This window comes from Microcoleus sp. Z1_B2 (genome assembly GCF_036700325.1).
GTDB lineage: Bacteria > Cyanobacteriota > Cyanobacteriia > Cyanobacteriales > Microcoleaceae > Microcoleus.
Window position 1 is genome coordinate 46,332 of record NZ_JAUBOQ010000014.1, and the last position, 21,719, is coordinate 68,050.

At 45.2% G+C, this 21,719-nt stretch carries 21 protein-coding genes; 13 read left to right on the forward strand and 8 right to left on the reverse strand.

Features of this window, described 5'->3' with window-relative positions; genetic code table 11:
* Window positions 1-208 precede the first annotated feature (208 nt).
* Both QT984_RS10385 and QT984_RS10390 read right to left on the reverse strand, forming a co-directional pair.
* Window positions 209-1,690: an S-layer homology domain-containing protein gene (locus QT984_RS10385; RefSeq protein WP_333270174.1), complete on the reverse strand. Its 1,482-nt coding sequence runs from the start codon at window positions 1,688-1,690 to the stop codon at window positions 209-211.
* A gap of 188 nt (window positions 1,691-1,878) precedes the next feature.
* Window positions 1,879-2,553 carry a polysaccharide deacetylase family protein gene (locus QT984_RS10390; protein WP_333208638.1) on the reverse strand — a complete coding sequence of 225 codons (675 nt, stop codon included), beginning with the start codon at window positions 2,551-2,553 and terminating at the stop codon, window positions 1,879-1,881.
* Window positions 2,554-2,632: 79 nt separating this feature from the next.
* On the opposite strand from QT984_RS10390, the gene QT984_RS10395 reads away from it, so the two are divergent.
* The 7 genes from QT984_RS10395 (at window position 2,633) to QT984_RS10425 (ending at window position 7,727) form a co-directional block, all read left to right on the forward strand.
* Entirely contained in the window at window positions 2,633-2,926 is a 294-nt protein-coding gene (locus tag QT984_RS10395; protein ID WP_333052901.1) for a DUF433 domain-containing protein, read from the forward strand.
* A gap of 191 nt (window positions 2,927-3,117) precedes the next feature.
* Window positions 3,118-3,294 carry a hypothetical protein gene (locus tag QT984_RS10400; RefSeq protein ID WP_333052902.1) on the forward strand — a complete coding sequence of 59 codons (177 nt, stop codon included), beginning with the start codon at window positions 3,118-3,120 and terminating at the stop codon, window positions 3,292-3,294.
* Between the two features lie 175 nt (window positions 3,295-3,469).
* Window positions 3,470-4,237: a ChaB family protein gene (locus tag QT984_RS10405; protein WP_333208639.1), complete on the forward strand. Its 768-nt coding sequence runs from the start codon at window positions 3,470-3,472 to the stop codon at window positions 4,235-4,237.
* Between the two features lie 376 nt (window positions 4,238-4,613).
* Window positions 4,614-4,772 (forward strand): rubredoxin, encoded by a 159-nt coding sequence (gene rd / locus QT984_RS10410; RefSeq protein ID WP_333052904.1) that lies wholly within the window; start codon window positions 4,614-4,616, stop codon window positions 4,770-4,772.
* A 24-nt stretch (window positions 4,773-4,796) separates the two neighbouring features.
* Window positions 4,797-6,062, forward strand: coding sequence for an NAD(P)/FAD-dependent oxidoreductase (locus QT984_RS10415; RefSeq protein WP_333052905.1), 1,266 nt, complete (start codon window positions 4,797-4,799; stop codon window positions 6,060-6,062).
* Between the two features lie 157 nt (window positions 6,063-6,219).
* A complete protein-coding gene (locus tag QT984_RS10420) occupies window positions 6,220-6,891 on the forward strand; it encodes a hypothetical protein (RefSeq protein ID WP_333208642.1) in 672 nt (223 codons plus the stop codon).
* A gap of 62 nt (window positions 6,892-6,953) precedes the next feature.
* Window positions 6,954-7,727, forward strand: a complete 774-nt coding sequence (locus QT984_RS10425; RefSeq protein ID WP_333208643.1) for a class II aldolase/adducin family protein — start codon at window positions 6,954-6,956, stop codon at window positions 7,725-7,727.
* Between the two features lie 111 nt (window positions 7,728-7,838).
* On the opposite strand, the gene QT984_RS10430 is transcribed toward QT984_RS10425, so the two are convergent.
* From QT984_RS10430 to QT984_RS10445, 4 genes are all read right to left on the reverse strand, one after another.
* Window positions 7,839-8,774: an Rpn family recombination-promoting nuclease/putative transposase gene (locus QT984_RS10430; RefSeq protein WP_333313880.1), complete on the reverse strand. Its 936-nt coding sequence runs from the start codon at window positions 8,772-8,774 to the stop codon at window positions 7,839-7,841.
* Between the two features lie 41 nt (window positions 8,775-8,815).
* The gene (locus QT984_RS10435; RefSeq protein ID WP_333052910.1) at window positions 8,816-9,562 is read right to left on the reverse strand and encodes a HEAT repeat domain-containing protein; all 747 of its coding nucleotides are present in this window, start codon (window positions 9,560-9,562) and stop codon (window positions 8,816-8,818) included.
* A gap of 349 nt (window positions 9,563-9,911) precedes the next feature.
* On the reverse strand, window positions 9,912-10,448 hold the full coding sequence (locus tag QT984_RS10440) for a GNAT family N-acetyltransferase (protein ID WP_333052911.1): 537 nt from the start codon (window positions 10,446-10,448) through the stop codon (window positions 9,912-9,914).
* A 4-nt stretch (window positions 10,449-10,452) separates the two neighbouring features.
* Window positions 10,453-10,656, reverse strand: a complete 204-nt coding sequence (locus tag QT984_RS10445) for a hypothetical protein (protein ID WP_333052912.1) — start codon at window positions 10,654-10,656, stop codon at window positions 10,453-10,455.
* A 136-nt stretch (window positions 10,657-10,792) separates the two neighbouring features.
* Here QT984_RS10445 and QT984_RS10450 point away from each other — a divergent pair, with 136 nt between their 5' ends.
* Window positions 10,793-12,154, forward strand: coding sequence for a calcium-binding protein (locus QT984_RS10450; RefSeq protein WP_333052913.1), 1,362 nt, complete (start codon window positions 10,793-10,795; stop codon window positions 12,152-12,154).
* A 213-nt stretch (window positions 12,155-12,367) separates the two neighbouring features.
* Complete coding sequence (locus QT984_RS10455) at window positions 12,368-13,726, forward strand: calcium-binding protein (RefSeq protein ID WP_333052914.1); 1,359 nt, start codon at window positions 12,368-12,370, stop codon at window positions 13,724-13,726.
* Window positions 13,727-13,833: 107 nt separating this feature from the next.
* Here the strand turns inward: QT984_RS10455 and QT984_RS10460 are convergent, their stop codons facing one another.
* Together QT984_RS10460 and QT984_RS10465 are read right to left on the reverse strand one after the other, a co-directional pair.
* Window positions 13,834-15,198: an MFS transporter gene (locus tag QT984_RS10460; RefSeq protein ID WP_333208647.1), complete on the reverse strand. Its 1,365-nt coding sequence runs from the start codon at window positions 15,196-15,198 to the stop codon at window positions 13,834-13,836.
* 134 nt (window positions 15,199-15,332) lie between these two features.
* Window positions 15,333-17,396, reverse strand: coding sequence for an Eco57I restriction-modification methylase domain-containing protein (locus QT984_RS10465; protein ID WP_333373917.1), 2,064 nt, complete (start codon window positions 17,394-17,396; stop codon window positions 15,333-15,335).
* Window positions 17,397-17,618: 222 nt separating this feature from the next.
* On the opposite strand from QT984_RS10465, the gene QT984_RS10470 reads away from it, so the two are divergent.
* The 4 genes from QT984_RS10470 to QT984_RS10485 are packed head-to-tail and all read left to right on the forward strand — an operon-like array spanning window position 17,619 to window position 21,615.
* Window positions 17,619-18,986 carry an AAA family ATPase gene (locus QT984_RS10470; RefSeq protein WP_333052917.1) on the forward strand — a complete coding sequence of 456 codons (1,368 nt, stop codon included), beginning with the start codon at window positions 17,619-17,621 and terminating at the stop codon, window positions 18,984-18,986.
* Window positions 18,979-19,761, forward strand: a complete 783-nt coding sequence (locus QT984_RS10475) for a hypothetical protein (protein ID WP_333052918.1) — start codon at window positions 18,979-18,981, stop codon at window positions 19,759-19,761. The genes QT984_RS10470 and QT984_RS10475 overlap by 8 nt, the downstream gene beginning before the upstream one ends.
* A gap of 4 nt (window positions 19,762-19,765) precedes the next feature.
* Entirely contained in the window at window positions 19,766-19,966 is a 201-nt protein-coding gene (locus QT984_RS29780; RefSeq protein ID WP_445243116.1) for an alpha-E domain-containing protein, read from the forward strand.
* Window positions 19,967-19,998: 32 nt separating this feature from the next.
* Complete coding sequence (locus QT984_RS10485; protein ID WP_333373919.1) at window positions 19,999-21,615, forward strand: family 10 glycosylhydrolase; 1,617 nt, start codon at window positions 19,999-20,001, stop codon at window positions 21,613-21,615.
* The last annotated feature ends 104 nt before the right edge of the window (window positions 21,616-21,719 follow it).

The following is a 21,719-nucleotide window of genomic DNA, read 5'->3' on the forward strand; positions in this document are numbered from 1 at the left end:
ATTTCTTCACAAGTTGTTATGAGTTTACTTTATTTAAACAAATTAATATGTGACGGTAAATTTGATGAATAGTTGACTTGGGTTATCTGTTGTATGGGGGCGGGTTTAGTAATATTGTTAGTAGGAATTAGATATTTTTCGTAAAACCCGCCCCTACAGATATTATCAGCGTTTATCCGCGTTCATCTGCGGTTAAAAACCTCCAAGTCTACTTACTAGCATAACCCGTACTCACCAAAAACTCCCGCAACTTCCCAAAGTATTGAGTGCGATCGCGCCCTTGATAAACCCTCTCCAACAATTGCCAACCTTCCGCCTCCTGGCCCATGACATACTTGTTCGCCATGAAGGCCGCCAAAACCCCTTTCACCTCCCCATCTTCACTCAGACGCTTGTTAGATTCCAGCCAAAGCTCAGCAGAATTCGTGTATATTTCCACCGGATACTGTTTGCTAACATCTTGCATTTTACCTTGGCGGTACTGCCAAATTTGCAGCGGAAAGCGAGAATCAGCGTAATTGGTAAAAGCCTCGGAAAATCTGCCGTCCTGACTCTTAAACTCTGGGATATCATTTTTGCCCAAATCGACAATTTCGTAACTCACATTGCCCCAGAAATGCTTGAGATGAGTGTATTTGCTAGCTGCCGAATCGTAGCGGTAAATAAACGAATAATTGCAGCAGCGGACACCGCTTTTGGTTGAGACTAAATCTGCCAGCACTTCCGGTTCCTTGTCCCCGTCTAAATCACGAATTCGCAGCGATAAAAAACGTCCTTCTGCTATTTCTTCGCTGGCTCTTTTGTCTGGATTATCTACTAGAGAGCGAGTCGGAATCAGCACTGGTTCTTCTAATAAAATTTTACCGTCACGGATAATTTTGATGCGGAGATTTTTAGCATTTTCTGCTTCTTTTACGAAAGAAACTTCCGCCCGAACTTTTCCCGCTTCCGAGGTTTCTGTTGTTCGAGGCGGGCCGATATTCGCCGGAACTTGGGCGATATATTCCGAAGGAATTAAGGCAGTTTGGCCGGGTTTGGCGATCGCCTGACAGAAAAAACTTGCTACTTCGGCGCGAGTAGCATTCCGAGTAGGTTCTAGCTGTTTAACAGCCGGATAATTGACTACAAGTTGTTTTTCTGTGGCGGCGGCGATCGCACTTCTAGCCAGTTCGGGAATGTCCCGCGCATCTTCAAAAGTCGCATCCAAAATCTCAGCCGCCGGCCCTGCGGGTGTATATTTTAAGCCGCTGGTTAAAGCTACCAAAACCTGCCAGCGGGTAACATTCAATGTCGGGTTAAAAATACTGCCGCTGTAACCGGACATAAAACCCGTCTGATAAGCTTCTCGAATTGCTTTAAAACCCCAGTAATTTGTGGGAATATCTGCAAAGCCGATCGGAGATCGGACGGTTTGGGCATCTGGAAAAGCCATGCGAACCATGGCCGCAAACTCAGCGCGGCTGACGGGGCGATTCGGGCGAAAAGTGCCGTCTTCGTAATAGCCACTGATAATTTTTTTCTGTGCTAACTCCTCAATGCAAGCTTGCGCCCAATGGTTGTTAACATCCGTAAATTTGGCTTGAGCAAATGCCGGGGGTACATTCATGCCCGGAAACACTAAATTCCCGATGATTATCCCCAGGGCTACCAGTAAACCGATGATAGCTTGCCATCTGTGCGATCGAATCATAGAACAGACTCCTCTACTTACCAATTGGCGATCGAAACCGAAGCAAATTTTATAGAATACTAGGTATTTTAACCTGTTTCTCTTAACATACTCATGACTAGCGCCTTCACAGCCGCGCAGTGATTCCGAGAATTGCGAAGCAATTTCAAAGCTTGGCTATTGCTGCGCTTGGGATTGCAGTGACACAATCATGCAGAAACTTGTTCCCACAGTCGATCGACTGTCACGAATTTGTAACCTTTATACAAAAGCAATGGAATTATTTTATCCGCAGAGGCTGCCACATCTTCGCCACCGCAATAGCCGTCGTGCAGTACAATAATTGATCCGTTTTCTGTTTGCTGCACGATGCGACTAATAACTTTCCTAACCCCCGGCCTCACCCAATCTTCCGGGACGACACTCCACATTACAGGGCGATATTCCCACTGTTGCAATAACTCTAGTGTTCGCGGCGTAAAAATGCCGTTGGGTGGCCGCACGTCCAGGATTAATTTTGGGTCTAAATCGCAAGCTTTGGCAATTGCTTTTTGCGTGTCTTCTAAACTTTGTTTGAGTTCGTGGGTTTTGAGTTTGGGAAACGATATATGCTGGTAGCCGTGGAGACCGATCCAGTGTCCGCGATCGTACACTTCTTTAGCCGTTTCTGGATGCCTATCCACGCAAAAACCTAGCAAGAAAAAACTAGCTTTGATGTCGTATTTATCTAAAACTTTTAACAGTTGAGGTGTGTGCTGACGGTGAGGCCCGTCGTCAAATGTGAGGGCAATTTCTCGGCTGTTGATATCTCCCGTCCACAGACATCCGGGAAAAGCCGATTTGAGAATGGGATGAACGACAGGAAACAGGGGTGCTAATGGCATTGATTAACCTGGATAAATGCGATCGGGTAGAAATGAAGCTGCGTTACAATAGAATAAAGTTAACTCAATCTAGGTAAATATGACAACTGCTGTTGAGATAGGAACGCTAATTGTCCGCACGCCGGGAACCTGTGGCGGCCGCCCGCGAATTGCAGGAACTAGAATTACGGTAGAGAATATTGCTATTGATTTTAATGCCGGGATGACTCCCCAGCAAATCATTGATGAAAGACCGCATTTGACTTTAGCACAAATTTATGCAGCACTCACTTACTATTACGCGAACAAGGAAGCAACGGACGCCGAAATAGCAGCTTACTACGAAGAGTATGACCGTTTGGAAGCAGAATATATGGCAGGTAAGCTATCGTGAGCCGAATTTGTTTATACATGGATGAGGATATTCTCCAACGCTCGCTGATACTCGCTCTGCGAACCTCTGGTGTAGACGTAATAACTACCTCGGACGCTAACAAGCTTAGCTGTTAAGATGAGGAACAACTGATCTGGGCAGCGGAGCAAGGGCGTGCCATATACAGTTTCAACACTAAAGATTTTTGTCGTTTGCACAGTACCTTTATTGCCCAAAATATCGGTCATGCTGGAATTATTATGGGAGTGCAACAGCGGTACTCGATTGGCGATCAGTTGCGGGTTTTTTTTAACTTGATTGCTGCTAAGTCAGCCGAAGAAATGATAAATCAATTGGTGTTTTTAGCTGAGTACATTAGATATGAATAAAAGCTTGAAATAACCGATTGCACCGGAAACTACCAGCCTCTTTAACTCCTTTGATATAGACTCAATCTAGCCACAGTCGCATCGACCTCTATCTCGCGGTCGATGCGATCGCCCTACAGCGTCCTCCTATACTGAAAACCAGCACTACTAATCGAAAAACCATCAAGGAGGAACAATGACAGAGGAATATTTAGCCGAACGAACAGTTTCAGCCGTATTTAAGGAAGAAGAACAATTAGACGGCGTAATTCGGCGGTTGCTCGATCGCGGAGTTTCCCGCGACCACATCTCAGTAATGGGAAAAAACTTTCAATCTAAAACTAAAATTGCCGGCTTTATTACTAAAAAAGATGTGATATTAGGCGGTCTGCGAAGCGGGGCGATTTTTGGTTCATTATTCGGTTCTTTTTTGGGTTTGCTAACAGGCGTCGGCGTGCTGTTTATTCCCTTTGTCGGTGCAGTAGTATCGGCGGGCCCGCTGGGTGCGGTACTGTTGGGTGCTGCTAGCGGCGCGATCGCAGGTTCGGCCGGTGCGGGTCTAGTTTCCGCTTTAGTCACCTTGGGAATGCCGGAAGACAAAGCAACTATCTATCAAACCCGCGTTGAAGCAGGCGAGTTTCTCGTGATGGCAGAAGTCGCCGCCGACCGATCGGGCGAATTTCAACTCTTGCTAGAAAGTGCAGGCGGCGAAGAAGTTTCAGTTAGCGAAATGACGCTGCCGCGCGCCGTCAAAGGTCGCTGCAATAGTCCGGCAGACTTATCTCCAGAAGTGCGATCGCACCTGTCGGAAGCTGCTCAAAAAACCTTTATGGAATCCTACAACGCCGCATTTGATGAAAGCAACGACTCGATACAAGCGGAACACACTGCTTGGGACGCCATTCACCAGCAGTACGAAGAAGATGAAAACGGCGTTTGGACTAAGCCTTTAGCGAAAGTCTAGTCTTGCAATCGCAGCAAACTAATAAAAAATACGATCGAGCCTCTAGAACTGCGGTTTTGGAGGCTTTGACGATTTTAGATTTTAGGTTTTAGATTGGTGCAAGACTTAATTAGATTAGGACTTAGGCATGGGGGGCCCAGAAACCGGGTTTTTTTACGAAAAGACGCGTTGGAACCCGTAGATTCGGTAAAAAACCCGGTTTCTTTGTCGGAGTGCCTCCAGGAGTGTATATTTTATATTTTATAATTGTGAAAAACTTAATTTTTAAGAATTTGGTAATGGCCGAAAGTCTCATTACTGTTTGAAATTGGTATTGCACTAGGTTGCGTTGTCCAGTACAATCTATAAGCTTGCAATATAAAATTGAGTTAAGCAAATGCAAAAATACGTTTGTACAGTTTGCAGTTACGTCTACGATCCAGAAGTAGGCGACCCCGACGGAGGCATAGCTCCCGGTACACCCTTTGAAGATATCCCCGACGATTGGGTTTGTCCCACTTGCGGGGCGGCAAAATCCGATTTTGAACCAGAATAAGCGAGAAAAAATTTGTCCGATCGAATGCTCAAAATTACAGTCATAGGTGGCGGTGCTGCTGGTTTTTTTAGTGCAATTACCTGTGCCAAAACCTACCCGCAGGCCCGCGTCACTTTACTAGAAGCTGGCCGGCAACTCCTGGCAAAAGTTCGCATCTCTGGTGGCGGGCGCTGCAACGTGACTCACGCTTGTTTTGACCCGGGTGTTTTAGTGCAGAATTACCCCAGAGGAGGGAAAGCTCTGCGCGGTGCTTTTACTCGATTTCAACCCCGCGATACTGTAGAATGGTTTGCAGGTCACGGTGTGAAGTTGAAAACCGAAGAAGACGGGCGAATGTTTCCCATCACCGACGATTCGGCGACAATTGTTAACTGTTTGATCCGCGCTGCTGAGGATGCAGGCGTAAAAATTCGCACCGGGGATGCAGTAGTTTCAGTAAAGAAGTTAACGGGCAACACCGCAGAGGGCAAACAGGGGGACACCGCCCCTAGGTTTGAAATTGAGTTGAAGTCGGGGGAGAGTTTAAAGTGCGATCGCATTCTTCTCGCTACAGGCAGCAATCCATCGGGTTATAAGTGGGCAAAAGAGTTGGGTAATACTGTAGAACTGCCCGTTCCTTCTCTATTTACTTTTAATATTTCCGATAGCAGAATCAAAGATTTAGCCGGAATTTCTGTTCCTAATGCTAAGGTGAAATTGCCGGGAGCTAAATTAGAACAAAGCGGGCCTTTGCTAATTACTCACTGGGGTTTAAGCGGGCCGGCTGTACTCAAACTTTCGGCTTGGGGTGCGAGATTTTTGCACGATCGCCATTATAAAACATCTGTACTGATTAATTGGCTTCCCCAGTACAATGCGGAAGTTTTGCGGCAGCAACTGCTAGCAGTTAAGTCCCAGTTGTCGCACCGATTGATTGTCTCTAGCTGTCCGTTTCCGGTGCCGCGCCGCCTCTGGGAACGCTTGACAAGTTCGATCGGCATTGATGAGCAAAAACGCTGGGCCGACTTATCGAATAAAATCCTCGATCGCCTCCTGCAAGAACTCGTTCAAGGCGAATATCAGGTTGCCGGAAAAGGCGCTTTTAAAGAAGAGTTCGTCACCTGCGGCGGTGTCAACCTCAAAGAAGTCGATTTTAAGACAATGGAAAGCCGCCGCTGTCCCGGACTTTTCTTTGCGGGCGAAATCTTGGATATCGACGGAGTGACGGGCGGTTTCAACTTCCAAAGTGCCTGGACTACGGCGTGGTTGGCCGGGAACGCGATCGGCAAACCATCCGATTTTAGATTTTAGATTGGGGAATACTTGCTTTGTAAAGGTTTGGGAGTTGCGATCGGCTCGCCTATATTAAATTTTGTGTTATTTTTGAATTAAGGCGCACCAAATGTGTGTCAACTTCAGCTTGTAGACAAAATTCGCCGTTTGGCGGACTTAACATTGGGTGAGATACATGAAAAACTTGAATCTAAAAACCCTAAAGTTCGATCGCAACCTTGAGGGCCATTTTGACTCACCTTTCATCGAAAAAAATGGCTTGCTGGAATTCAACCCCAAATTTATCACTCCCGAATTTTTAACAACCTGGACGTTTGAAACACACCTGTACGGCGAACAAGTTGCGATCGACCACTTTGTCCTCACATTCCCTAGCCGCACCGAACTAGAAAACTACGCCGAATCTTTTTACCCCTTCGGCGCCAAAATTGTCGAAGGCCCCGACTTGTTCCCGATTAACTTTTGTGCGGAAAACATTAACGTTCCCTCCGACTTGTGGCTGCATTTAATGACTTTATTAATGCCAGCGGGCGGCTTAGTAGTATTAGATGCGCCCCACGCAGCCGGCGACCAAAAAAACCGCTTTCAGCAAGAAAGAGGATTAGAAGCAGTTCACCACGTCGCGATTCGAGTCGAAAACGTGCAGAATGCTGCTAAAATATGGCAAAATAAAAACTTTAAACCGCTATCAGAGCGTCCTCTAGACTACGGCTCATTAACCCAGTGGTTTCTGCAAAACCCCGCCGGACAAATCATCGAATTAATAGAACGTCGCCCCGGCAACAACGCCACTTTCGACTGCCAAAATATATCTGGTTTGCGCCTTAGTGAAGTCGCCAGTCAGTAGGGCCGGCAAGATGCCTGCCCCACAATTAGCAATTACCAATTCTACATTACAAAATAAAATCTATGGTTGCAATAAAAATCCCTAAAGTCACTTTTCAACCCCCAACATTCAACTCAGTTGAAGAAGAACGCCGCCACCGAAAACAGCGTTTAGCCGCCGCATTCCGATTATTTGCCCGCTTCGGATTCAGCGAAGGAATTGCCGGACACATCACCGTCCGCGACCCCGAACACCTCGACCATTTCTGGGTCAATTCTTTTGGAATGCACTTTAGTTTAATTCGAGTCAGCGACCTAATTTTAGTCAACCACAAAGGCGAAGTTGTTGAAGGAAATAAACCCGTCAACGAAGCAGCATTTGCCATTCATTCCCAAGTGCACAGCGCCCGCCCCGACGTAATTGCAGCAGCCCACGCCCATTCTCCCTACGGCAAAAGTTGGTCGAGTTTGGGCCGCCTGCTTGACCCGCTGACGCAAGATGCTTGTTCTTTTTATGAAGACCAAGCTTTATTTGACGATTACACCGGAGTTGTTTTGGAAATCGAAGAAGCTAAACGCATCGCCAAAACTTTAGGTGAGAAAAAAGCGATTATTTTACAAAATCACGGACTGTTAACAGTAGGTCAAACAGTAGATGAAGCGGCTTGGTGGTTTATTGCAATGGAACGTTCTTGTCAAGCGCAGTTAATGGCCGAAGCAGCGGGAAAACCAATTCTCATCAAGCCAGAATGTGCGCGTTTGACACAGCAACAAGTAGGGTCTCACCGCATGGGATGGTTTAGCTTTCAACCGCTTTATGACATGATAGTGCGTCGGGAACCTGACTTATTAGATTAGGAACTAGGCGGTTGAAACCGCTAGTACACAAACACCGTCCGCCTGCGGCGAATAAAGAATGAACGAGGTATTAAAGCCGGATTTAGTATCAGGAGTGCAAAATTTATAAATTCATGCTGACACGGATTCCAGCCAAGCTATCAAATCCTCTTGACTGGTAAAATCTAACAATATTTCTCCTAAATCCTCTAATTGTTCGAGAGATAACTGTTGGATGCGAGTTTGAATTTCCGGCGCAATTTCACCAGTGCGCCGCGCGACTTGACGCAGGATTAATGCTGTTTGCCCCTCAATTAGACCTTCTTGGCGACCTTCTTGGCGACCTTCTTGGCGACCTTCTTGCATCCCCTTAATAACAGCACCGCGTTGGTCTTCAAAGAACATTTCCCGCTTTTCTAATGATGCTAACTCGTCAAGGTTTAAGGTAGACCTGTTAGCAATGTTAAAAGCTGTTTGAATTTCGGGTACTGACGCCAATTTATCCGGTATTTCCTCCAGTTCAGGAGCATTTTTTATAAAATAAATCCAGCTTTGAATCAGATTTTCAACTTGTTCTAATTTTTTGTTAAACTTTGGTAGTTCAACAAAAACTAACTCTATTTCTCTATAATACTCGAAGTTTTCTTCGACTTCTTTAAATACAAAATGTGAGAGAAACTTTTCGGTATTTTCAAACAGGATAAAATCCGTAATTGTGAGAGCAATGAGAGGATTTAATTTTGAGTAGCCTTCTCTGCGTTTGAGTTGAGTGGCGTAGGTTTTGGCTGCATTATATATGACGCGCTTAGTAAAAGCTTCTACATTGATGACCTGCATTTCGATAATTACAGTTTTGTTGCCCGTAATTTTTGCTTTGACATCCAGGTAAGTGTCTTTTAATCCAGTAACGCTAGGCGCGGCGTAGGGATCGATGATTTCTAAGTCTTTAATTGTCGGCTCTGCGTTGTAGAGCATAGCATTGAGGAAGCTAATCAAAACTTCTTTGCTCTGGGGCGAAGCAAAGATTTTTTTGAAACCAAAATCTGTCTTAGGGTTGATGAAATTCATAATTGATAATTAGTAAATGGTGTTTCAATGTGATAATTATATCACAAAATTCCTTCCATTTCTAAATCTTCAATTATCTGCAATCCGCGCGGGTCGCCAACTCGCAAAAGTGAAGATTTAGCATCTTCCCGCACGCCCATGTCTTCATCTTCTTCTAAAGCTTCAATTAGACCATCGATCGCCCCAGCGTACACTATATTATTCGGCAATTCGCGAGCCAGTTGCCCGATCGCCCAAGCGCAGTTGCTCCGCACAGCAGATACAGAATCTCCCCGCAGCGCTTCAATCAACGGCGGAATCGCCGCAATCACCACATAGTAACCAACTTTTGCCATTTGACCCAGAGAACTCGCCGCCCACAAACGCACCGCCGAAATATCAGTTTTCAGAGAATCAATTAAAGATGGCAAAGCGCGGTGATCCCTGCAATTTCCCAAGGCCCAAACTACCCCTTTGCGAACGTAACCGTTCCAGTCGCGGTTAAGTTGAAGAATCAGTGGTTCCACAGCATCGGGACTCGGATTTCGCCCCAAAGCATAAGCCGCGCTTACCCGCACCAAGGGGCAACCGTCTCTCAATAAATTAATTAAATGCGAAATTGCTCGATCGTCCTGCAGTTCGCAAAAAGCCCGCGCCGCAATCATCCGGTGCTGAGGTTCCGGGGATGCAAGCATTGGCAGCATTTCATCGGGATCTGGCAGCGGGGGTTCGGATTCGTCAAATTGATCCAAAGGGCTTTCCAGTTCCGTGTCAGTATCAAGGGCGTTGGGGTAGTCGTTATTGTTCATAAAAAAACTTTACCGCACAGAGGATGCTCCTAAGCAACTCAGTCAGCAGTCAGCACTCAGCAGTCAATAATTGTAGGGGGCGCTTGTCAGCAACAGGCTTTCCGGCCTGTTCCACAACAGATAAATTTTCTTGTGGAACAGGCCGGAAAGCCTGTTCCTAAAAGGCTAATTGAGAATGGTGCAACATATGACTTACAACAAACAAATTCCTCTGCTGTCACCTAAGTTTGTAGTGAGGACTTCAGTCCTCATAATTGCTGTCACCTAAGTTTGTAGTGAGGACTTCAGTCCTCATAATTGGCATGAATCAGGACTTTAGCCCTGATTCCAAACCAGTAGAATTTATATTTCAAAGGGATTTGAGCATCGACAGGGAATGAGTTTGATAGCCTAATTTTTGATATAGATTCACCGCAGGCTGATTGCTCAGAAATACTTGCAAACCAATTTGCTGATCGCCCCTTTCCCGCGCCCAATTTTCAGCATGAATAACTAAAGCTGCACCGACTCCCAGACGGCGATGTTCCGGTGCTACGTACAGCAAAAAAATGTGAGCGTAGCGTTCTCCGGTGGTTTGGTCGATCGCATTTCCCAACCACAAACATCCGACAACCGATGTCAGATTTTGGGCTTGAGATTGGGGATTGAGATACTGCGAGGGCAGCGCCGGCAAAATTTCTGCCTCTTCCTGGGTGTTTTTCTGGCACTCTACCCACCAAACCGGCGTCTGGTTAGAAAAATACTGCTCGACAGTTTGAGCCAAATGTCCCAATTCCCCATCCGGGTAAAGCTCTCGGTAAGTCCGGTGCATAAACTTTACCAGTTTTGCTCGATCGAGTCCCGATCCCGATCGCAGCCCGTAGCCCGGTATCAGTTGAGCAGACATCAGCTCAGCGGACACGGAAAGCGGCATAATTTAGCCCCAAGAAAATTGGATTCACCACTGCCGCTTGCTTTTGGGGAATCGCTTCCTCAATCGGTGCCGGGGCAGCCATGTCACCAGGCAAAAAGATGCGAGCACTGACTGCTACCAGAGCCGCGAAAAATACTAATACCGCTATTAATGGAGCAATGTATTGACGAATGATACCCATAACCGCAAAAACTTAATTCTTGAGTTGATATTATCAAGTGTACCATACAAATCTGGTCAGCTATAATGGCTGCCATTGGACAATTAGCTCAAGAAGAGAGCGATCGCAAATACCAACAAACAGAAAATCTAATATTATGAGTGCCTCGCCTGCTGTTTATGAAGCTCTAGCTAAATCAATTGTTTTTTTGAATCAAAAGCCGAGCGCGCAAAATGAAGTTTCGACTTTCCTAGATACTAATGGCTACTATATCGATCGCATATTTGACGACCCCGAAACCAACTTTTATGCGATCGGGTTCGGTTCATCCAATCCCGAAAACCCGCCCGCCCTCGTATTTAAAGGTACAGACTTCATCGACGGCGACGCTATCTTTTCCGACTCGCGGGACATTGGTTTACCTGAATTTGAAAAAAACAAAGATAATATCCAAAATTGGCTCACAGAAATCGGTCAAAATACTGGTAAAAACCCCAACAAATTATTGCCCGATGTCATCGGACACAGTTGGGGCGGAGCAGTCGCTCAAATTGTAGCAACAGAATACACAACTCTGACCGGCGATATCTTTACTTTCAACTCTCCAGGAGTATCAGCGAGTACATTCACCAGTTTTCGGAGAAATCTCGGCAGAGTCGGCAACAAAAATGTCACTCACTACATTGTCAGCGGAGATTTCGTCAGCTTGTTTGGTGAAGCATTTATTCCGGGTAAAGTATTTATCCAAAGTTTTACCGATCCGAGTATTAATCCCTTAACTGTTTTGGCAAAACATCGAACTGAAAATTTGTTAACTAATCCGCCCGTGGGTTTTTTGCAGAGGCAAATTTCCGTAGAACAATTAAACAGTCCTGAATTTACTTATAACAACGATTCAGATTTTAACGAGTTTATCGCTGCCATGAATTTGGCCTTGCCCAATGTGTCAGTCGCCATCAGAAGCAGAGGCGGTGCAGAGAGTGTGAGAACCGCACCAGAATTTTCTTTTGTGCAGTTGATCAGACAAATGCAATACGGTTTAGCTCCCTTACAACCGAATTATTTATCAGGCGACGCTCGCAACAATACTGCTACGGGGGGCCCTGGAGAGGATACAGTTACCGGCAACGGCGGTAACGATACTCTCAGAGGCAATCGAGGTAATGACAGCATCATCGGTGGTGATGGCGACGATTTCTTGTACGGCGGCAGAGATAACGATTATTTGGAGGGGGGCGACGGAAATGATTTGGTTTCCGGCGAGTTGGGCAACGATTTTTTAATTGGTGGTGCGGGGCGCGATCGCTTTGTATTGGAACCCGGTGGCGGAGCAGATGTGATTGTAGATTTTCAAGATAGTGAAGATTTAATTACCCTGTCGCGGGGTCTAACTTTTCCTCAAGTTACAGTAACCCAAGGTGTTGACGGAGCTTTAATTAGTATCCCGATTACTGGGGAAATTCTTGCTACTCTCAGAGGCGTAGTTGCCAGCGATATTAGTCGGGTAGATTTTGTATAGTTTTAGGGCGAGCAAAATTTGTATTTGTGGTGGCGAGAAACCCGCATGGGTTTTGTATCGAGAGGTTTTTTTTGTTAAAAAATCTCAATTAATTTGCCCCTAAAAAGCCACTAAAAATGACCCATTAATATGGTTAATAAACGAAGTTTATAGTAAACTGAGTTAAGTAGCTTAAAAACTAATTCCCCATCAAACGACAGGAAATAAAAAAATATGCCCTCCTCCCCCGCCGCTTACGAAACTATAGCCAAGCAACTTGTTTACATAGATGACCAGCCCCAGTTTCAAACTTTAGTTCAAACAGGTTTGAGTGCTGCTGGCTACCAAATCGATCGCACCTTTGACGATCCCGGAACTGGATTTCACGCGATCGGCTTAATTTCCACCACCCCAGACAAACCGCCTGTTTTGGTAGTTCGCGGCACTGACTCGCCCGTAGACGATATTGCCAACGCAGACCCGCGGGGCGCAGGTTTCAACCAATTTGAAGCCAACAAACAAGCATTAGGAAATTGGCTGACACAAATCAGTCAAGATACAGCCAAAAACCCCAGCCGCTTGCCACCAGATGTTCTCGGACACAGCTTAGGCGGCGCCATAACGCAACTAGCCGCCACCGAATTTACATCTACTATCGGAGATGTTGTCACCTTCAATTCTCCCGGAGTTGCTCAGAGTACAGTCAATACATTCAAGCAGAAAGTCGGCCCAGGAAAAAATGTAACTCACTACATAGTTAGCGGCGATTTTGTGAGTTTGGGAGGAGAAGCTTTCCTACCGGGAAAAGTAGTTCTTCAAACATTTACTAACCCGATTATCAACCCGCTACTTGTCTTGGAAAAGCACACCCAAAACGGTTTGTTAACTTCTCCTCCTCCCGGCTTGACTCAGACAGAAATCTCTGTAGACCAGTTGAACCGCCCTGATTTCACTTTCACAGATTCAGATTATTTAGAACTGTTAGCTAGCTTAGACTTTGCACTGCCAACCTTAGCAACATCGCTGGAATCGCGCAGCAGTTTAGAACAATTAAGAACCACTCCGGGAAGCTCGTTTTTAACAAACGTTGTGGCAATGCAAACTGCTCTCGATGTCTCCAAAATTAACAATTTAGTAGGCGACGATGCCAACAATACAGCATCAGGTTTTGCAGCGGACGATATTATCACTGGCAATGGGGGAAACGACACTCTCAGCGGCAACAAAGGCAACGATATTATCAGCGGTGGCAGCGGCAACGACCTACTATTAGGTGGTAAAGGGGATGACAATTTGAGCGGTGGAGAAGGAGACGATACACTCATTGGCGCAATGGGTGCGGATCTCTTAATTGGTGGCACTGGACGCGACGTATTGGTGTTAGGAGCAGGTGCCGGTACAGATACATTTTTAGACTTTCAAAAAGGTGAAGATTTAATCGGTTTGAGCGGAGGTTTGACCTTCAACCAATTGAGAGTTACTCCAGGCGATTTTATAACGACGATCGAAATTGCCAGTAACGGCGAAGTTCTTGCCAGTATTCCTGGCATTCCAAGTAGTCCGCTAACAGCTAGCGATTTTATTGCGATTTAGTTGGCGGCTGACAATACAGATATTCGGTAGCGGTAGGGACACAACAATGTTGTGTCCTTATTTTATCTTATGAACGCAAGCGCACACAATTTATACTCGTTCGATGATTAATCGAAATCGTCAAGCCCAGGTCTCGGCATGGATGCCAATTTTTTCTCATCGTCTAGGGGCAGAAAGAAAATCGTCAGCATACCGGGAATCACAGCCAGCGCGCTCATCAAAAAATAATTTTGATAGCCGAGACTCGCCTGCAAGTAGCCGCTAAAAACGCCCGGAATCAGCACTCCTGCGGCCATAAAAGCCGTTGTAATTGCATAATGAGATGCTTCGTATTCAGGGCGGACAGTCCGCATCAAGAACACTGTATAGGCAGCTACGCCAAGTCCGTAAGTAAATTGCTCGATCGAATTTACAGCATAAGCCCATTCAATCCCCGGTTGATTGATTGCCAACAGCCAATACAGCACGTTAGTCGAATTTTGCAGAATAGCCGTCGGCCACATCCATTTTTTCAATCCTTGTTTAGCAATCAAATAGCCGCCCAGCAACCCTCCTATTAACAGAAACATTACCCCTAAAGTACCGGATAATAAGCCCATATCCGACGTAGAAACTGCTAATCCTCCTTTCTCAACTTTATCCATTAAAAAGGGAGGAGCCATTTTAAACGTCAAGGCATCGCCTAACCTAAAAATTAAGACGTAAGCCACAATCCAACCTATTTTATCTTGCTGAAAATAGGTTTTGAATGCTTCGACAAAGCTGGTTGTTTGTTGGGGTGCACCGGATTCTAGATCGTAATTTCTAGGATAGGGAAGATACCACCGCTGAAAAAGATATATCAGCACAAACATAATCGCACAAATACCAAAGGCTGTCGCCCATCCGTAGTTAAGCGCCGACACGCTAAAATCCGAACCGAAAAGTGACAGTGGAATGTTTTGATATGTTTTTGTGTCGCCTGTATTTCCAGTGACTAAATGCTGTTCGGCCAGTTTCCCCGCTAAGAACACCAATAAACCGCTACCGGCAATGACAGCACCTCTATAAGCCGTGTTGCGAACCCCGACAAACAAGGCTTGCTGGTCTTTATTTAGAGTGTTTAAATAAAATCCGTCAATGGCGATGTCGTGAGTAGCGGATACAAATGCGATCGCGGTAAAGATAACAAGCGATATAATAATCGGTGCCGGCGTTAATACGCCAAAAGCTAGGAAAGCAAACAGAAAAGCACAAATGATTTCGGTTGTTAAAATCCATTTGCGTTTGGTGGAATACAAATCAACAACTGGCCCCCACAAACCTTTTAATACCCAAGGAAAAGACAAAAGACTTGTCAAGCCGATGAGTTCGTTGCTGGTTCCCATACCTTTCAAAAAAATCACCGACATTAAATTAACGACGGTGTAAGGGAGACCTTGAGCGAAGTATAATACTGATACCCACAATCCAGCGTTATGCTTTTTTTCCATTGCAGAGATATTTTACCTAGTTACTTATTTGATTTACTGAGTGCGATCGACAATTCCGGTCAATTAAACCGCTTGCATCACAGTATATGCCATTCCGATGCCAGCGGCTGCCATATAAATAGTGCATTTTAGCATCATTCAGACTCAAAACTATTTTTGTTTTGTGAATAAGCCTGCAAAAATTTTTCTTCGTTAAAATGAACGAGGTAAGCGCGAAGATTCTTGTCCCAGTCAGAAGTGTCATAAGTTCGCAGCAGTTCCAAAGCACTTTCTTCTATCTGATATGCAGTTTTTGAACTATTCACCGGACGTTCGGGACTGTCAGGATTAACAACAATTAAACCTGCATCTAGAAACTGATGCACAGTCTGGCGGCGCACAGTTTCCCGCGTATTTGGCGCATACTTTTTACCGTATTGCTGAGCCATAAATTCCATAATTGGTGTGATTCCCCGAAGTGGAGATTTTGCCAATTCCCAAGCATCCTTTGGCTTGAGGTCAAGCAAAGCCAGAAGGGTTAAGGCGGAACGTTCGTTAACCTGACCTTTTGGAAAACCCAGCGCTGCAAGTATTTCTAGAGATTCATCAATACGGTTCTTGATTGTCATTGGGCTATTTTCTAACGGATTGGTCGCCTTCAGCAGTTGTCTCTCGACAAGTTTATCAATCTCCCGCTGTGTAGGAAATATTTCTCCTATTTGAGCGCCAAGTAAAAGTAATTGCTCTAGATTAGGATACTTCAAATTGCGTAAATCCGTAGCATTAACTTGAGTGTGTCCGTTGAACAGTCGAAAAAACGCATCTACCAAACTCGAATTTAGATAAACGGCCAATCCCCGCGCCAGGGTGAGGTCTAATCCGCGTCCCTGTTGGTGAAAATAATTCAAATGGTTCTCAAAACCAACGCTAGAACTATTAATTTTATTGGCATCCCAGACAACTGCAACAATTCGCTTTTTCTCTTCCTTTGAGGAGAAGCGCTTGCTCAAAACATAATGTTCGTTAGGTACGAGGAGTGCAGCAGTTTTTTCCGTGACAGCTAAAGCTTGATGCTTTCTCGTTGCTGTGGGATATTCAACACCGCCAGCCGAGAAGTGTGCGGGATAAATTAGCGGAACTGTACCGTTCTCAGGTTTTAGCCGCAAGTCAGAGCGAACACGAAAATCTACAACTTTTCCGGTGGAAACTGTTAAGCCTAATTCCTCTAGCGTGCAAGTAAATTGAGCCATTTGCTCGACTACTTTCTGGCTGACAGAATCCGGTAAAATCCGAATAAATTGCTCGGAATCTTTGGGATTAATTAGGGCGGTATAGGGCAGTTGGTGAGACAAAACCAGGTCGTCACCCACGCTGCTGCTTGAGGTAATTAGTACAGTATCTGGCTGTTCTATTTGTTTGGTGGCGCGCACAATAATAGTTTCTTGCAGCACCGCATCATCGCGAAATGGCAACTGTCGGGATTCAAAGATGTGTACTTGGCGTAAAGCCATCATTTGAAGGAAGACTTTGCGGAAATCTCGAAAGTATAAACCGTTGCAAAAGCTGCGGGGAGTAATCGACACTAATTCACCGTTTGGTTTGAGCAGGTGAGCGGCAGCTACTGTGAAGCCAGCGTAGAGATTGCTGGTTTCTAGTCCTATAGAACGCAGCAAGGTTCGGGCTTGGGATTTAGCGTCTATCTTGGCATAGGGAGGATTGATAATTGCATGGGTAAATTCCCGTTTTACTGGTTGTGTAAATAGATTGGGCTGCAACATATCGGCGCTGTCTTGAATAAAATCAATTTCGCGCACCTCACAGGTAAAAGATATCCCAAAATGCTGACATTCAATACTGCATAATTCTAAAGTTTGCTTGAGGTATTCAATCAAGATAAGGTCGATTTCATAAGCTGTAACGTGCAGGCTAAGCGGTTTGTTTGGGCGCTGACAAAGCTCGCAAACAACTGCTGCTAACAGGGTGCCAATACCAGCCCCGGCATCTAAAAGCGATATATCGGGACAGTTAAATTCAAACATTCCCGCCATCAAACTTGCGACGGAGGAAGGTGTTAAAAATTGTCCTTTTTCTCCTCTCTGGCTTTGCTGCAACTTCCGAGTTGCTTCTTGGCGCCAGCCATCTACTCGATCGAGTAAATTGCTTGCAGTTGAGTAGCTGTTACCCGGAAGGGCTAGGGTTTGAAAGTGCGGTACTATCATTTGTTCAAAAAGTGCGTTAGCGAAGCCCTCGAAGAGGATCGCCAGTTCAGTTTATTTTCGCCTAAAATTTCACCGATGTGCAAAAATGTCAAGCGCCCTAGAAAATATATAACTTATCCAAAAGTATGTTGACTGTTCATATAGCTAGATCGGGAGGTAGCTAACGATGACACAAACTGAAACCAAGCGTTATGATTTTACTTAAGTATCTAGGCCTAAATCATGACAACTATCAACTGGAATGAAGTTTTAGATAGTATTTCAGAGAATGCAGAAGAGCCAGAAGTCGAAGATCGATTTGTCAAACGCCTTCTAAATGCACTTGGATTCACATCTGATGAGTGGGTACAACAGTTTAAAACAGGGAAGGGTCAGGCTGATTTTGCTGCTCGCAAGAATCACGATGAGGATAAATTTTCAGTTTCTAAGATTAACCCATACTTAATCATTGAAGTTAAAGGGAGAGTATCAGGAAAGTCAATCAATAACTTAGCAGAAGGTACTCCCACGTACAAAAAAACTAAAGAACAGATAACACGTTATCTTCTTGATCCTAAGTGCCAAACATCTCAATGGGGTATGATCACTAACTCAACAGATATCCAGCTATTCCGTAAACATGGTAAAATCGTATTGCCTGCTACTGACTGCATGAGGATAACCAAAGATAATATCATTGAGATTATTACTAGACTTAAGAAATTGCTGGAAAATCCACCCCAAGCTTTAACAATTTGCATCTATAATGATAAGGGAGGCGTGGGAAAAACTACAACGACAATCAACTTGGCTGCGATTCTTCGACTACAGCAGAAAAAAGTGCTTGTTGTTGACTTCGATCCACAACAAGGAGATTTAACAGATTCATTAGGCTTACAGGAGGGAAAAGTCAAATTATCGGATTGTCTGGTTGATGAATCATTGAATGTTAAAGAAACTATTCAACCATTTTATCTAAAGAATAAAGCTGGTCAATTAGTTAAGATGTTTGATGTAATCCCATCTGATTCAGGGTTATCTAAGTTCATGACTTATGAGTATGAAGCAAAAATTGAGAAAAGTTCAGCAAGGCTACGAGATTTACTTGATATTTTTGTTCGTAATTATGATTACATCTTAATTGATGCACCTACGAACTGGACTTTTTTTAGTAAAAGCTGTGTAATAGCTTCTGATGTAATCCTCATGCCAACAGAACACAATAACTTTTCATCTTTAAAAAATGCTGCTAAAGTGATTAAAGTATTCTTACCTGAAGTTAAGAAGCTTAGGAAGGACGGTGGCCCTATTGCCTTGCCGATATTTTTCAATAAACATAAAGAAACAGAGGCTTCACTCAAAAGAGCCAATGCAGAAATTAAAGCAATTCTTACAGTTAAGAAAGGAGATAATTATCTTATAGATACTAATTTGTTACCCTATTATTGGCCTAAATCTACAAAAACGGTGATTGACCCAACTATATTCTGTATTCCAGAATATGAAGTTGTTTCTACTGCAGCTTTTTCTCGAAAACCAGCGGTTTTTCAACACAAAAAAGCCGCTGAATATTACTTAAAATTAGCGAAGGAGTATTTTTTGTATGAGTAATTCTGAGAACATCGGTAAGTTAATGCACTTGAAGTTATCTAAAATTGAGTCAGCAGAACCCTGCTCTGAGTCAGAGTTTATCATTGCTGGAGCCGCCGAAGCCGTCTTACAAGCAGGTAATCGCAATTGGATTCCGATTATCGTTAAAGAAACAGGCGACTATCAGTATCAAGTTGTGAGCAATCACTTTGTCTATGCTGTAGCTCAACAAGCCAAATTAGATTTAGTATGGTGTATTGTCATTGACCCAAAACCATCAAATATTGAACAAGCGAAGATTCTAGCGCGAGAAGCAAATCCCACAGTCAATCTGAGTACAGCATCAAAAGATACTATTATAGCTGCACTTGAATACTTAGTTAAAGAACAGAAGTGGAAGAATGTAAAACCAGTTGAAGCTGCCAATAAAATTTTAGCTTCTAACCGGGAGCAATGGTCAGATTTTATCCCTCTGACTAAGCTACCATGTGGTTTGAGTAAGGCGAGATTAGATTGTATTACTAAAGTGTTTTCTATATCGCCACCACCACCACCACCGCCACCTCCTGAAGCGGTTAGTGTGAAACGTGCATCAAGAGATGAAATTTTCGATCGCCTCAATTACTTATCAACTAATAAAATAGGCGGCTTTGAAAATATTGATGCCGAAAAAACAGCAGATGCTATTTTCAACGCAAATAAAGGCAAGTGGAAAAGCCTAACTCCAATTGCCAAACTTGAACCCGGCCTTGATACAGCCAAAATGAAAATCATTAAAACCCTATTTAGCCTGTAAAACTATGTTAAGTGGTGTAGCGGATTCAATTTACGGGCTCAACCGCTATATTGAAAGATCGGAAAATATCGCGCATTTTGCCAAGGTCAATTTTAATCTCATTCTCGACTCTCCCAGCGGTATTACTCAACTATTTACCGATCGACCCAATGAATGTACCCTTGTGCGAAAATGTCAAGCGGACGCTCAAACCAAAAGTCCGTAAAGGACTGTTAAACGCTCTCTCACACATTTCTGATGCGAAATACCAAAACATTCTTTTTGTCAAGCTTGTTCCTGATTGGCTTAACAATTAGTTTTCTGCTGACTCCTGGTTGGTTATCAAACTGGTTCCCAAACCGCGCGATCGCAACTATGCCCCCACAAACCCAAACCGCCGAATTTCGCGCCTTCTGGGTGGACGCCTTCAACCCCGGCTTCAAAACCCCTCAAGAAGTCACAAAATTGATCGCAGACGCGCAGCGGGCAAATGCCAACGCGATCGTCGCCCAAGTCCGCCGCCGTGGCGATGCTTTTTACACGAGTGCGATCGAACCCCGCACCCTCGATCCCAACGTTCCGGCGGGTTTCGATCCCCTGCAAGATTTGATTGACAAAGCCCACGCCGCAGGCATTGAAGTACACGCTTGGATGGTGACGCTGCCGGTGGTTTCGGGCACCAAACTTCCCGCCGGTCACGTTTGGCAACAACACGGGCCTTCTGCCCCAGGAAACGACAATTGGGCAATGCTGACTTACGGTGGGCAAGCCCAAGGCTATCTCGATCCCGGCCATCCAGACGCCCTAGATTATACTGTTTCCGTCTATTTGGACTTGCTGAAGCGCTACGATGTGGACGGCGTACAGTTGGATTATGTGCGCTACGGCGGGCCGACTTGGGGCTACAATCCGACTGCGATCGCCCGTTTCAATCAGCAAACAGGTCGATCGGGCAAACCCGCACCCACCGATCCCGCGTGGATGCAGTGGCGGCGAGATCAGGTGACGAATTTAGTGCGGAAGCTTTATGTAGAAAGCCTTGCGATTAAACCGCGCGTTAAAATTACCGCCGCCACGATCGCCTGGGGAGACGGCCCGAAAAACGATGCAGGGTGGTATCAAACACAGCCTTACAAAGAAGTATTGCAGGATTGGCGCGCTTGGCTGGAAGAAGGGATTGTAGACATGGCGATGCCGATGACTTACCAGCGCGAGTACAAACGATCGCAAAAACTCGCTTATGACAACTGGATCGAGTACGCCAAAGACCACCAGTACAATCGCCAAATTGCGATCGGCCCCGGCAATTACCTCAACTACATCGAAGACACTCTAGCGCAGGTACGCCGCGCCGAAGGGCCTTCTGCGAAAGGGAATAACCTAGCGGGTACGGTGCTGTATTCCTACGCTAGCAGCAACGTCTACACGAATGTGGAACTGCGATCGGGCGGTAGCGGTGATTTGCCCCGCCAGCCTTGGAAATACGTTCTTCAAAGCAATGATTGGTTTTATACCGCGCTCTCGCAGCCGAGTCAATACGTTGACGGCGCGACGGGTAAAACTGTTGAAACTCAGCCTGTGTGGACGACTGCGGTGGGGATTCCCGATATGCCTTGGAAGTCGCGGCCGACTACAGGTGCGATCGCCGGAAATTTGCAGCGCTGCGCTCAAACTTGCGACGGTGCGAGCTTGACATTGCAGTCGATCGATGATATTGGCGCGGTGCGTCAACTGCGCGCCGATGGTAAAGGATGGTTTGGGGCGATCGAGCTTTCTCCGGGAACTTATCAGTTGAAAGTTGACGGTAGTCAAATTCAACAAACAGTTAATGTTGTCGCGGGCGACGTAACAAAAATCAATCTCGGAGCATCTTAACTGCTTTACTCGTTACCAGGCAGAGCCTGGTAACGCAGATCCGGAGGCTGTGCCTCCAATTCCCATAAAAGCTTGCGAGGCAGAGCCTCGCTTATATCGGTTTC

Coding starts and splice junctions, on each gene's coding strand:
- QT984_RS10385 (WP_333270174.1), bottom strand. CDS start 1,690: ATGATTCGATCGCACAGATGGCAAGCTATCATCGGTTTACTGGTAGCC.
- QT984_RS10390 (WP_333208638.1), bottom strand. CDS start 2,553: ATGCCATTAGCACCCCTGTTTCCTGTCGTTCATCCCATTCTCAAATCG.
- QT984_RS10395 (WP_333052901.1), top strand. CDS start 2,633: ATGACAACTGCTGTTGAGATAGGAACGCTAATTGTCCGCACGCCGGGA.
- QT984_RS10405 (WP_333208639.1), top strand. CDS start 3,470: ATGACAGAGGAATATTTAGCCGAACGAACAGTTTCAGCCGTATTTAAG.
- rd (WP_333052904.1), top strand. CDS start 4,614: ATGCAAAAATACGTTTGTACAGTTTGCAGTTACGTCTACGATCCAGAA.
- QT984_RS10415 (WP_333052905.1), top strand. CDS start 4,797: ATGCTCAAAATTACAGTCATAGGTGGCGGTGCTGCTGGTTTTTTTAGT.
- QT984_RS10420 (WP_333208642.1), top strand. CDS start 6,220: ATGAAAAACTTGAATCTAAAAACCCTAAAGTTCGATCGCAACCTTGAG.
- QT984_RS10425 (WP_333208643.1), top strand. CDS start 6,954: ATGGTTGCAATAAAAATCCCTAAAGTCACTTTTCAACCCCCAACATTC.
- QT984_RS10430 (WP_333313880.1), bottom strand. CDS start 8,774: ATGAATTTCATCAACCCTAAGACAGATTTTGGTTTCAAAAAAATCTTT.
- QT984_RS10435 (WP_333052910.1), bottom strand. CDS start 9,562: ATGAACAATAACGACTACCCCAACGCCCTTGATACTGACACGGAACTG.
- QT984_RS10440 (WP_333052911.1), bottom strand. CDS start 10,448: ATGTCTGCTCAACTGATACCGGGCTACGGGCTGCGATCGGGATCGGGA.
- QT984_RS10445 (WP_333052912.1), bottom strand. CDS start 10,656: ATGGGTATCATTCGTCAATACATTGCTCCATTAATAGCGGTATTAGTA.
- QT984_RS10450 (WP_333052913.1), top strand. CDS start 10,793: ATGAGTGCCTCGCCTGCTGTTTATGAAGCTCTAGCTAAATCAATTGTT.
- QT984_RS10455 (WP_333052914.1), top strand. CDS start 12,368: ATGCCCTCCTCCCCCGCCGCTTACGAAACTATAGCCAAGCAACTTGTT.
- QT984_RS10460 (WP_333208647.1), bottom strand. CDS start 15,198: ATGGAAAAAAAGCATAACGCTGGATTGTGGGTATCAGTATTATACTTC.
- QT984_RS10465 (WP_333373917.1), bottom strand. CDS start 17,396: ATGATAGTACCGCACTTTCAAACCCTAGCCCTTCCGGGTAACAGCTAC.
- QT984_RS10470 (WP_333052917.1), top strand. CDS start 17,619: ATGACAACTATCAACTGGAATGAAGTTTTAGATAGTATTTCAGAGAAT.
- QT984_RS10475 (WP_333052918.1), top strand. CDS start 18,979: ATGAGTAATTCTGAGAACATCGGTAAGTTAATGCACTTGAAGTTATCT.
- QT984_RS29780 (WP_445243116.1), top strand. CDS start 19,766: ATGTTAAGTGGTGTAGCGGATTCAATTTACGGGCTCAACCGCTATATT.
- QT984_RS10485 (WP_333373919.1), top strand. CDS start 19,999: ATGCGAAATACCAAAACATTCTTTTTGTCAAGCTTGTTCCTGATTGGC.